The following is an 11770-nucleotide window of genomic DNA, read 5'->3' as shown; positions in this document are numbered from 1 at the left end:
GTGACCTTCCGTGCCGGAGACACCCGGGCGGACAGCATCGCCGTCGGGGCTCCGCGAAACTGGGCGAAAGCGCTGCGTGCGGTCCGGGAGAGCCGGGGAGACATGGTTCGGGTCGGCGACGGGGAGATCCTCTCGGCCATGACGGAACTCGCTCGGACCGTGGGGGTCTTCGGAGAGCCCGCGGGAGTGACCGCCTTCGCGGGGTTCCGCAAGATGGCCCTTGAGGGGAAGATCGGCAGGGACGAACGGGTGGTCATCGTCGTCACCGGAAACGGCCTGAAGGATATCGACAGCGCCCGCAAAGCCGTGCAGGAACCCCTTCTGGTGGATCCGGACCCGGAGGACCTGCTGCGAAAACTGGGAAACATCGCTCGCCAAGGGCGGTAGAGAAGGAGGAGAAGATCGTGGCTGCAAACGAACGTGCGCTTGTCTGGGGTCCCACCTTCGAGGAAATGCTCCATCCCGAGAAGATGCCCGTCGCAGTCCGGAAGCGGGCCGTGGAGGCGGCGAAAACGGATCCCCTCGATCCGGTGAATCTTTTCAACATCACCTGGAAGGACGAGAACTGCCGTCCTTATTCCATGGTCCTTCCGAAGGAACTCACCGGCATCGACGCGCCCGTGGCGGTGCTCTACAGCAAGGATTTCCCCACGGGATCGCACAAGGTAGGGGCCACGTATTCGGTGACCCTGGAGCACCAGCTCGAAGGAAAGATCGCGCCCGGCAGGGACACGCTGGTCTATCCCTCCACAGGGAACTACGGCATCGGCGGCGCCTGGGTGGGAGCCCGCATGGGCTACGATGCCCTTGTCATCCTTCCGGAGCTCATGAGCCAGGAGCGCTTCGACCGGATTGCGAGCTACGGAGCCCGGTACATCAAGACGCCGGGGTGCGAGTCGAGCGTGAAGGAGATCTTCGACAAGTGTCACGAACTGCGGCGCGAACCGGACACGGTGATCCTCAACCAGTTCGAGGTCATGGCCAACTACCGCTGGCACTACGCCGTCACGGGGAACACCGCCTCGGAGGTGATTCGGGATCTGGGCGCGCAGGGCGTCGGCAACGGGCGCTGCGCCGCCTTCGTCTCCTCCATGGGGTCCGCGGGGACCATCGCCGCGGGGGACCGGCTGAAGCAGCTCTTTCCCTCCTGCCGGATCGTGGGGCTGGAGCCGACCCGGTGTCCGACCCTGTACTCCAACGGCTACGGCGACCACGACATCCAGGGAATCGGCGACAAGCACGTCACGTGGATCCACAACGTCCTCAACATGGATCTTTTGATCTGCGTGGACGACATGGAGTGCAAGAAGGGGCTGCAGCTCCTCACGGATCCCGTCGGCATGGCCTGGCTCCGCGAGACGGGCGTCTCCGAGGAGAACCTTCGCCTCATGGCGTCCATCTTCGGCATCTCCGGCGTGTGCAACGTCCTTGGGGCCATCAAGGCGGCGAAATTCTACGGCTTTTCCAAGGACGACGTGATCGTCACGGTCTGTACCGACGCGATCGATCGGTATCATTCGGTGATGCGGCAATTGGACGAGCGCTTCGGCGGAATGACCCGGGAAGAGGCGAAGCTGCGGCACGAGACACTTTTCCTGGGGCAGCGCACGGACTGGGTGCAGGAGGGAACCAGGTTGAACAGGGAACGCTGGTTCAACCTGAAGTACTATACCTGGGTGGAACAGCAGGGAAAGACCGTGGCCGAACTGGATGCCCAGCGGTCTCCCGCCTGGTGGGAAGCCCACCAGGCGAAGGTCGCCGACATGGATGCCCGGCTGCTCGCCCTGCGGGGGTAGAATCGTGCTTTTCGTGCGCCGCGCCGCGTTCCGTGTGCTTCTTCTCTGTGCGGTTCTCCTGTGCCGGGACGCCTCCGCCAGGGAGATCCGGCTCGCCCACCTCAATCCCCAGCGTCCCTTCGAGGTGGGCACCGCCGCGATGGCCCAGGTCTTCAAGAACATGGTGGAGGAGGGCAGCGGCGGAAGCCTCCAGGTGGTGCTCCTCCCCGAGGGAGAGCCCGGAAACGAGCGGGAGTGCATGGAGCAGGTGCGGGCGGGGGTGCTGCAGAGCTACATCGCCTCCGCCGGAGGAATGGCCCCCTTCTATCCGCTGGTGGGCGTTCTGGACATCCCCTTCGCGATCCGGGATTTTTCCGTGGCGTGGAGGGTCTACGACGGTCCCTTCGGCGAGCTGCTCCGGGAGGACATTCTGACGAAGTCCGGATTCCGCGTGCTCGGCTTCGGAGAGGCCGGAGGCTTCTTCCAGATTTCCAACAACAAGCGCCCCATCCTCTCTCCGGAGGACATGGAGGGACTCCGCATGCGGGTCATGGCGATTCCTTCACAGGAAAATCTCATGCGGGCCTTCGGGGCCGTGCCGGTGGTCATGCCCTGGTCCGAGGTGCGTACCGCCCTTGAGACGGGAGTCGTGGACGGGCAACACAACCCGGTTCCCATCCTGCTCGCCGGAGGGCTTCAGACGGTGCAGCGCTATCTGACGCTTTCGAACCACCTGTACAGCGTCTATTTCTGGGTCATGAACGACGATTTCTACCGGACGCTCACTCCGGAGGAACGGCGTGTGGTGGACGAGGCGGCCCGGGTGGCCATCGTCGCGGGACGAGGGCTCAACCGGATTCTCGAGGCCTCCGAAAAGGGCGTTTCCCTCCTGGAGGAGGCGGGGGTCCGGATCGACCTGCTTTCCGAGGAGGCGACGGAGGCGTTCCGCCGGATCGGCCGCGCCTCCGCCCTGGCGTTTCTCGCCGAATCGTCCGGCGAGGAGGGGCGGCGGATGGCGGAACGCTATCTCGACGCAATACGTGTTGCGGAAAAGGAAGTGGAGTGAACGTTCCGGCGGAATGGGAAGGGGCAGGGGGAATTGTTTCCGTTCGGGAAAGACGGGAAGGGAGTCGAGACGGATGCGTGTCGGAGCCGAAGAGGTACGGCGGCTGGCTGAGGCTTGTCTGCCGGACATGGCCCGCTTTCTGCGGGAGATGGTGGCGATCCCGAGCGAGAGCGGCAACGAGGAACGGGTGATCCAGAGAATCTGGCAGGAGATGGAGAAGGTCGGCTTCGACCAGGTGGAAATCGATCCCATGGGGAACATCCTCGGCACGGTGGGAAGCGGCAGGCGCCTCATCGCCATGGATGCCCACATCGACACGGTGGGGGTGGGCAACCGGGAACTCTGGACCTTTGATCCCTACGAGGGCTACGAGGATGAACAGTGCATCGGCGGACGAGGTGCGTCGGACCAGAAGGGCGGCATGGCCTCCATGGTCTACGGGGCGAAGATCATCAAGGATCTGGGGCTTGAGGGAGACTATTCGCTCCTCGTGACGGGAACGGTGCAGGAGGAGGACTGCGACGGCCTCTGCTGGCAGTACATCGTCCAGGAGGACGGCATCCGCCCCGAGTTCGTGGTCTCCACGGAGCCCACTTCCTGCAGAATTTACCGCGGCCAGCGGGGACGGATGGAGATCCGGGTATCCGTGTCGGGACTGTCCTGCCACGGCTCCGCGCCGGAGCGGGGCGACAACGCCATCTACAAGATGGCGCCCATTCTGCTCGAACTCCGGGCGCTCCACGAAAACCTCCGGGATCACGAGTTCCTCGGCAAGGGAAGCCTTGCCGTCTCGGAGATCTTCTTCTCCTCCCCCTCCCGGTGCGCCGTGGCGGACGGCTGCAGCATCTCCATCGACCGACGCCTTCCTCTGGGAGAAACAGCGGAATCCGCCCTGCGGGAGATCCGGAACCTGCCGTCGGTGAAGGCCGCGGGTGCCACGGTGAGCATGTACGACTACGCCACGCCCTCCTACCGTGGGCTTGTCTATCCCTCCGAGGCCTCTTTCCCCGCCTGGCTCATCGACGAGGACCACGCGGCAACCCGGACCCTCGTCGAGGCCTATCGGTGCCTCACCGGGAAGGAGCCCGTCGTGGACAAGTGGACCTTCTCCACCAACGGCGTCGCCATCATGGGGCGATTCGGTATTCCCTGCGTCGGCTTCGGCCCCGGACACGAGGACCAGGCCCACGCCCCGGACGAGCGGACCTGGAAGAGCGAACTCGTGACCGCCGCGGCCATGTACGCCATGATTCCCTCCCTGTACGTGGAACGCTGCAACGCATAGGGGAAGGACGCTGACAAGATCTCTTCTGAAGAAGGCTGCATCAGCCCCGCAGGGTGCATCTCACAGAGCCTGATGCCAATCCGAACCGAAAAAAACGAAAGGCCTTTGTTCTGTGCTTTCTAAAGACAAAAAGAAAGGAAGGAAACCATATGCAAACGTTGTTCCGGGGAAAACATTTCATCACCCTCCGCGAGTGGACCAGGGAGGAGATCGACACGCTTCTGGACGTCTCCTGCGAGCTGAAGCGTTCCTTCGCCATGGGCGTTCCCACGCCGCTCCTTCCCTATCAGACGGTGTTCCTCATGTTCTTCGAGCAGTCCACGAGAACCCGCAACTCCATGGAGGCGGGAATCACCCAGCTGGGCGGACATGCCCACTATCTCGACACGAGCACCATGCAGATCTCCCACGGGGAGACGCCCAAGGACACGGCGATCATCCTCTCCCGGTTCGGACACGCCATCGCCTGCCGGAACTGCTTCTGGAAGACCGGCAACGCCTATCTGCGCGAGATGGCCCAGTGGTCCCGGGTGCCCGTCATCAACATGCAGGACGACCTGTATCACCCCCTCCAGGCCATCGCGGACCTCATGACCATGCGGGAGAAGCGGGGAACGGATCTGCGCCGCCTGAAGGTCTCCATCATCTGGGCGTTCGCGACGAGCCACAAGAAACCCATCTCCGTTCCTTTGAGCCAGGCGCTCCTCTTCCCCCGGTACGGCATGGACGTGACGCTGGCGCATCCCAAGGGGTGGGAGCTGCCCGACTGGGTCATCGAGGAGGCCCGCAAGAATGCGGAACAGACCGGCGGCACGTTCCGGGTCATTCACGACCAGGACGAGGCCTATCGCGACGCGGACGTGGTGTTTCCCAAGAACTGGGGGAGCTGGGTGACGAACGAGAGCACCGACGTGGTCGATTCCGCCCTGGAGGCGAACCGCGCCTGGAAGTGCACCCGGGAGAAGATGCGCCTCGCCTCTCCGGAGTGTCTCTACATGCACGCCCTTCCGGCGGACCGGGGGAACGAGGTGGAGGACGCGATCATCGACGGGCCGAACTCGGTGGTCTTCGACGAGGCGGAGAATCGGCTGCACACGGCAAAGGCCATCATGGCCCTCACCATGGGCGGGCGGGGATAGAAGACGGAAGGCGCGGAACATCGAAGAAGGGAGGCAACGCCGTGGAATGGCTTTTCCCCGAAAACGTCGCAGAAGCGGCGCGATATGTCCAAGAGGAAGGAGTGCTTCCCCACGGTGGAGGAACGATGCTCCTGCGGAGAGATCTCTCCCGCATCCGCGGGATGGTGGACCTGTCCCGAACCGGGCTCTCGGGTCTGCGCAGGGAGGGAGAGGCGTTCTTCCTCGGTGCGACGACGACCTTTTCCGAAGCGGCTCGGGCCTTGAGAACATGCGGCGCCGCTCCGGCGCTCAGCCGCGCCCTCGGCATTGCGGCGGCGACGCCGCTCCGCAACCGGATCACCGTCGGCGGCAGCATCGCCTCCTTTCCCCTCTGGTCCGACCTGATGGGCCCCCTTCTCGCCCTGGGAAGTTCCGTCCATCTCCGGGGACGGGTGGCAAAGACCGTTCCGCTGGAGGACTACGTCACCACTCCGGATCTGCGCAAAGGGACTCTCGTCACGGGGTGTTCCTTTTTCGACCGCCCCTGGCGCGTCTGGTATCACCGGGAGGTTCGGGTTCGCTTCGACTATCCCGCCTTCACGCTCACGCTCCTCGCCCTCGTGGAGGAGGAGTGCGTGAAGGAGCTGCGGGCGGTGCTCGTGGGATGCAGAAACCGGTTTTCCCGGATGACCGAGATCGAGGAGGCTCTCCGGGGCTTTCCCCTGGGGACGGAACTTCCCGGAGGGTTGGGACGCCGGTTCGATGTGGCCTTTTCCGAGAGGCCCCACGGCAGCGCGGCCTACCTTCGGGAAATTGCGGGCGTGTGGGTGGAGCGCGGTCTGAGCGCACTTCTCGGGAACGGCAAAGACAGCTGACGGAGAGGAGGGGGAACATGCAAGGACGCTTTCGTGTGAACGGCAAAGAGGCCCTGTGGACCTTCGAGGCCGGGGCGACCCTCCTCGACGTTCTTCGGGAAAACGGTGTCACGGAGGTCAAGGAGGGCTGCCGGGAAGGGCATTGCGGCTGCTGTGCCGTCCTTCTGGAGGGTGTGCTCGTGGATTCCTGCCAGGTCTTCGCCGCCACGGCCATGGAGCGGGAGATCACAACCTCCCGGGGACTCGGGGACCTGCGCGCTCCCTCGGCGGTGCAACAGTCCTTCGTGGATGCGGGGGCGGTGCAGTGCGGTTTCTGCACGCCCGGCATGGTTCTGGCCACCCATGCCCTGCTGGAGGAACGCCCGGAACCGACGGAGGAGGAGATCGCCGCAGGACTCGACGGCAACCTGTGCCGGTGCACGGGCTACGTGAAGATCGCCGAGGCGGTGCGTCTCGCGTCGGAGCGGCGCAGGGCGGGAGGGAACTGCGGCGGCGGAGGGGGGTGCGGCGCATGAGTGCGGCGCCGAAACGCGCCTTCACCGTGGTCGGCAGGAATGTGGCGAAGAGCGACGCCCTGGCTCTCGCCGTCGGAACCGAGCGCTTCACCGGGGATTTTTCCGTCTCCGGCGCGCTCTCCGTGGCGGTGCTGCTCTCGCCGCATCCCCACGCGGACATCATCCGGATCGACACGAGCGAGGCCGAAAAGATTCCCGGCGTCGTGGACATTCTCCATCACGGCAACGTTCCCGAAGTTCTCCACACCACGGCGGGGCAGGGCTATCCCGAGCCCTCGCCGTACGACACGCTCCTTTTCGACCGCAAGGTCCGCTTCGTGGGCGACCGGGTGGCTCTCGTCGCTGCGGAGACGAAGGAGGCGTCCCTGGCTGCCCTCGGGAAGATCGTCGTCGACTATGTTCCCCTGGAGCCGCTCTTCGATCCCGAGCGCGCCATGGAGGAGGATGCCCCCAGACTCCACGGTGACGACGCCTACGCCCCGCTCCCCGTTGCCTACGACGCGGCGCGGAACCTGGCGGGAGAGATCGCCTTCACCATCGGCGACCTGGAAAAGGGCTTCGCCGAGGCGGATTTCGTGGAGGAGCAGGTCTATCACACCCACATTACCGCCCATTGCGCCCTTGAACCACACTGTGCCTCGGCCTGCCTGGACGAGCGGGGGCGGCTCGTGGTCATCTCCTCCACCCAGGTTCCCTTTCACGCCCGGCGCACCACGGCGCGGCTCCTGGGCATTCCCACCGGCATGGTCCGGGTGGTGAAACCCCGTCTCGGCGGCGGCTTCGGTAGCAAGCAGGAGATTCTCGTGGAGCCCCTCGTGGCCATGGTGACCTGGCGGACGGGTCGGCCCGCCACTTACGTCTGCTCTCGGAAGGAGGTCTTTCTCTCCACCCGCACGCGCCATGCCATGCGGGTTCGCCTCAAGACGGGGATGATGCGGGACGGCACCATCACGGCCCTCTCCATGGACGCGCTCATGAACGCCGGCGCCTACGGTCCCCACGCCCTCACGGTGGTCTCCGTGGCGGGAGGCAAGAGCCTTCCCCTGTTCAACAAGATTCCGAACCTGCGTTTTCTGGGCCGGTCGGTGTACACGAACCTTCCCGTGGGCGGCGCCTATCGCGGGTACGGGGCGACCCAGGCCTTCTTCGGGCTCAACCAGCACGTGGACATTCTCGCAAGGCGGGTCGGCCAGGATTTCCTCGACTACGTGAAGCGGTGGCACATCCGGGAGGGGGAGACCTCTCCGGTCTTCCGGGCCCTCGGAGAGGGCAAGGAGGGGGTGGACCAGATCATCCGCTCCTGCAAGCTCGACGAGTGCATCGACCGGGGTGCCGAGGCCATCGGATGGAGGGAAAAGCGGGGAAAACGTCTCTCGCCCGCGCCAGGAAGAGTGCGCGGCGTCGGGGCGGCGGTGTCCATGCAGGGATCGGGCATCCCCGGCATCGACATGGCGGCGGCGTCCATGAAGATGAACGAGGACGGCTCGTTCAATCTCCTCGTCGGGGCGGCGGACATCGGCACGGGCGCGGACACCATCCTCGCCCAGATCGCCGCGGAGGTCCTCGGACTTTCCGTGGAGAAGATCCTGGTCCTCTCGGGCGACACGGACGTGACGCCCTTCGACGTGGGGGCCTACGCGTCGTCCACGACCTATGTCTCCGGAAACGCCGTGGCGAAGTGCGCCGAGAGCTGCGCGGCCCAGATTCTGGACGTGGCGGCGGACATGCTGGGCGCACGGAAGGAGGACCTCTGCCTCGAAAACGGCTCTGTCCGCGATCTGCGGACGGACAAACGCGTCGCCTTCGGGGACGTGGCGGTGAAGACCCTCTACGGCCACGACCAGTTCCAGATCCAGGCTCAGGCCTCCTACGTGGGGAGCGAATCGCCTCCGCCCTTCATGGCCCAGTTCGCGGAAGTGGAGGTGGACCTGGAGACGGGAAAGGTGGCCGTGCTCGACTTCGTCTCCGCGGTGGACTGCGGGCAGCCCATCAATCCCCGTCTCGTGGAGGGACAGGTGGAGGGAGCGGCCCTGAACGGCATCGCCTACGCCCTGTGGGAAGAGTACCGCTTCGATGGATCGGGGAGGATGCGGAACCCCTCCTTCTGGGACTACAAGATTCCCACCCTCGGGGATGTGCCGCGCCTTCGCACCATCGTCGTTTCCTCCCACGAGGAGACGGGGCCCTTCGGTGCCAAATCCGTCTCGGAGATCGGCATCAACGGTCCCGCTCCGGCCATTGCGAACGCCATCTATGATGCCACGGGAGTGCGCCTTTTCGATCTCCCCTTCACGCCGGAAAAGGTGTTGCAGGCTCTTCGGGCGAACGTTCCGGGGCAGTGCGGCGCAGAGTCGCGCCCTGCGACGGAGGGGAAGGAGGCATGAGCGCGGAGGTGCTCGCCGTCGGAGACAAGGGGAAAGACCCGCCCGCCCGGGGATTCGCCGTGGGAAACGGCGTAATCGCCGACGGGTGCGGTCTCTTTCTGGACCGCGGGGCCGTGCTCGTCCGGAACGGAAGGATCGTCGAGGTGGGGGATGTCGCCTCCATCCGCGCCCGGCTCCGGGAGGGGGAGGAATTCTGCGACGTGGGAGGGCGGCTTGTCCTGCCGGGATTCTTCAATCCTCACCATCACCTCTATTCCTTTTTTGCCGTGGGGCTGGCGCCGCTCGGCGCCACGCCGGACTTTTCCGCCATCCTGGAGCGGCTCTGGTGGCCCCTCGACGACGTGCTCGACGCGCCGACGCTCCGCCTGTCGGCGCTGCTCGGGCTGTGCGACGCCCTCCGGCACGGCGTGACCACCGTCTTCGACCATTCCGCCTCCATGAGCTGCGTCCGGGGAAGCCTGGACATTCTCGCCGGCGCATTCCGATCGCTGGGCATGAAGGGGCTCGTCTGCTACGAGATGTCCGACCGGGCGGACGGCCCGAAGAGCCCCTACGGAAAGAGTGTCGGAGCGCGCGGTGCACGGGGGCACGCGGAGGAGAACCTCGATTTCTGGCGGCGGCACCGGGATGATCCTCTGGTTCGGGGCGCTTTCGGCCTGCACGCCAACTTCACCCTCGGCGAGGAGACCCTCGCCTGGGTTCGACAAGTCAAGCCGGAAGAGATGCCCATTCACATCCACTGTGGCGAGGACGAGAGGGATCTGCGCTTCTGCCGCGACCTGGGCTACGCTGGTCCGGTGGACCGGCTCCGGCGCTTCGGCCTTCTGGACGCGCGGTCGCTTTTGGCCCACCTGGTGCACGTGTCCGACGAGGATTTGGACCACCTGGAGCGCAGCCGCTCCGCGGCGATCTGGAACCCCGAGTCCAACGCGAATAACGGAGTGGGGCGCCTCAACCGCAAGAAACTCTCCCGGTGTGTTCTCGGTACGGACGGCATGAGCTGCGACATGGTTCAGACCCTGCGTTCCGCCTGCCTTCTCGGAGAGGGTTCCCGGGAGGACTTCCGCGAGCTGGGACGGATTTTCTTTGCGGAAAGCCGCGACGTGCTGCGGCGCTTCTTTCCCGATGCGGGGGGGCTGGGACCGGGCAGGCGGGCGGATCTGACGGTGCCCGAGTACCTGCCTCTGACGCCCGTGACGGCGGCGAATCTGCCGGGGCATCTGATTTACGGAGCCAAAAACGGACGGGCCTTTCTCACCGTCGGGGACGGACGGATCCTCTTCCGGAACGGACGGGTGACGCTTCTGGATGAAGAGGCGCTCCTTCCGGAGGCGATGGCCGCCGCGAGAGCGCTGGGAGAACGTTTTTCCCGCCGCGCCTGAGGCAGGGGGTTTTGCCGGGCGGGCGCATGCGTCCGAGGTGCGATGTTCGGCGACATGAGCACCATGAGAAAAAAGAGTCACGCTTCGGGGGACAAGGCTGTTGTAATGAAGGAGGAACGCCCATGGCGAATCTGGCACAGTGCGTAAACGGTCTCCACTTCCGCAATCCCGTGCTTCCCGCGGCGGGGCCCAACGTGCACACGGGGGAACAGATGCTCGCCGCTGCGGAAGGAGGTGCGGGGGGCATCGTGGCGAAGACCGTTTCGGTGCGCGCCGCATCGGATCCGCGTCCTTCCATCAGGCGGACCGGTCTCGGCCTGCTCAACTGCGAGACCTGGGCGGAGGTGTCTCCCCGGGAGATGTTTCCCGAGTTGAAAAAGGCGAAGGAAGCGGGGCTGCCCCTCATTGTCTCCGTGGGGTACTCTCCGGAGGAAGTGGCCTTTCTCGGCGAGCTGCTCGAGCGCGAGGTGGCCCCCGACGCGGTGGAGTTCTCCATCCACTACGTGGGAAAGGAACTCGATCCCCTGCTCGACGTGGCAAAGGCACTTCGGCGGAGCACGAAAATCCCCATCTGGATGAAGCTCTCTCCCTCCGTGCCGGACCTGGAGGCCCTCGCCAAGGCGGCCTCTCCCGTGGTGGACGCCTTCGTGGCGATCAACTCCTTGGGCCCCGCCCTCGACATGGACGTGGAGAGCGTCTCGCCCCTCCTCGGTTCCTCCTACGGGCAGGGGTGGCTGTCGGGGCCGCCCATTCTTCCGCTCGCCCTGCATTTCGTGTATCGCCTCACCACCGTGCAGGACAAGCCCGTCATCGGCGTGGGAGGGATCGAACGGGGCGTGGACGCGGTGAAATTCTTCCTCGCCGGGGCCTCGCTGGTGCAGGTGTGTTCTGCGGCGATTCGGCAGGGGCACGGCGTGTACGGAAAAATCGCGGCGGAACTCGATACGTGGCTCGACGCACACGGGTATGCCTCGGTGGAGGAGATCCGAGGGCTCTACGGGCGTCGCCTGAAGGAGCGAAACCGGATCGAGGGCGTTCCGGTCATGGCGGTGGACCGGGAGCGTTGCGTGGCCTGCCGGACCTGTCTTTCCCGGTGCGTGTCGGGAGCGCTTTACTTCGACGGAAGCAAGGCTGCCGTCCATGCCGCATCCTGCATCGGCTGCGGTTTCTGCCGGGATTTCTGCCCCGCCGGGGCGCTGGCGCTCCGGGACAGGCGCGGGGATGGCTCGGGAGCGGAGGGCTAGAAATTTCCGCCACGGTTCCGGGACGGTGCGGAGGAGGAGCGAGACCACCTGGAGGGCTGCCCGGAGGAACTTGGCCCGCGAAGACAAGATCCGGGCTGCACGAAAGGACAAGACCTGTTCAAGACC

General features: G+C 65.4%; 10 protein-coding genes. All 10 read left to right on the top strand.

Going from position 1 to position 11770, the window contains the following annotated elements:
• On the top strand, positions 1–387 hold a 387-nt coding region (locus Q1K49_RS02265; RefSeq protein WP_300522316.1), incomplete at its 5' end, for a pyridoxal-phosphate dependent enzyme.
• A gap of 17 nt (positions 388–404) precedes the next feature.
• Positions 405–1796, top strand: a complete 1392-nt coding sequence (locus tag Q1K49_RS02260; RefSeq protein ID WP_300522313.1) for a pyridoxal-phosphate dependent enzyme — start codon at positions 405–407, stop codon at positions 1794–1796.
• Between the two features lie 4 nt (positions 1797–1800).
• Positions 1801–2841: a DctP family TRAP transporter solute-binding subunit gene (locus Q1K49_RS02255; protein ID WP_300522311.1), complete on the top strand. Its 1041-nt coding sequence runs from the start codon at positions 1801–1803 to the stop codon at positions 2839–2841.
• 73 nt (positions 2842–2914) lie between these two features.
• Positions 2915–4126, top strand: coding sequence for a YgeY family selenium metabolism-linked hydrolase (locus Q1K49_RS02250; protein WP_300522309.1), 1212 nt, complete (start codon positions 2915–2917; stop codon positions 4124–4126).
• Between the two features lie 149 nt (positions 4127–4275).
• Complete coding sequence (locus Q1K49_RS02245) at positions 4276–5265, top strand: ornithine carbamoyltransferase (protein ID WP_300522307.1); 990 nt, start codon at positions 4276–4278, stop codon at positions 5263–5265.
• A gap of 41 nt (positions 5266–5306) precedes the next feature.
• Complete coding sequence (locus tag Q1K49_RS02240; RefSeq protein ID WP_300522304.1) at positions 5307–6119, top strand: FAD binding domain-containing protein; 813 nt, start codon at positions 5307–5309, stop codon at positions 6117–6119.
• Positions 6120–6136: 17 nt separating this feature from the next.
• Positions 6137–6634, top strand: a complete 498-nt coding sequence (locus Q1K49_RS02235; RefSeq protein ID WP_300522302.1) for a 2Fe-2S iron-sulfur cluster-binding protein — start codon at positions 6137–6139, stop codon at positions 6632–6634.
• On the top strand, positions 6631–9018 hold the full coding sequence (locus Q1K49_RS02230; protein WP_300522299.1) for a molybdopterin cofactor-binding domain-containing protein: 2388 nt from the start codon (positions 6631–6633) through the stop codon (positions 9016–9018). The genes Q1K49_RS02235 and Q1K49_RS02230 overlap by 4 nt, the downstream gene beginning before the upstream one ends.
• Positions 9015–10400, top strand: a complete 1386-nt coding sequence (locus tag Q1K49_RS02225; protein ID WP_300522296.1) for an amidohydrolase family protein — start codon at positions 9015–9017, stop codon at positions 10398–10400. The genes Q1K49_RS02230 and Q1K49_RS02225 overlap by 4 nt, the downstream gene beginning before the upstream one ends.
• Before the next feature lie 122 nt (positions 10401–10522).
• The gene (locus Q1K49_RS02220; protein ID WP_300522294.1) at positions 10523–11644 is read left to right on the top strand and encodes a 4Fe-4S binding protein; all 1122 of its coding nucleotides are present in this window, start codon (positions 10523–10525) and stop codon (positions 11642–11644) included.
• Positions 11645–11770: the final 126 nt, after the last annotated feature.

It is taken from the genome of Aminiphilus sp. (assembly GCF_029975095.1).
In the GTDB taxonomy this organism is placed as follows: domain Bacteria; phylum Synergistota; class Synergistia; order Synergistales; family Aminiphilaceae; genus Aminiphilus.
This window is presented reverse-complemented; position numbering and strand designations above follow the sequence as displayed.

What these genes read in the sequence shown, in the direction of transcription:
- Q1K49_RS02250 (WP_300522309.1), top strand. Translation starts at nt 2,915, where the DNA reads ATGCGTGTCGGAGCCGAAGAGGTACGGCGGCTGGCTGAGGCTTGTCTG.
- Q1K49_RS02245 (WP_300522307.1), top strand. Translation starts at nt 4,276, where the DNA reads ATGCAAACGTTGTTCCGGGGAAAACATTTCATCACCCTCCGCGAGTGG.
- Q1K49_RS02235 (WP_300522302.1), top strand. Translation starts at nt 6,137, where the DNA reads ATGCAAGGACGCTTTCGTGTGAACGGCAAAGAGGCCCTGTGGACCTTC.
- Q1K49_RS02230 (WP_300522299.1), top strand. Translation starts at nt 6,631, where the DNA reads ATGAGTGCGGCGCCGAAACGCGCCTTCACCGTGGTCGGCAGGAATGTG.
- Q1K49_RS02225 (WP_300522296.1), top strand. Translation starts at nt 9,015, where the DNA reads ATGAGCGCGGAGGTGCTCGCCGTCGGAGACAAGGGGAAAGACCCGCCC.
- Q1K49_RS02220 (WP_300522294.1), top strand. Translation starts at nt 10,523, where the DNA reads ATGGCGAATCTGGCACAGTGCGTAAACGGTCTCCACTTCCGCAATCCC.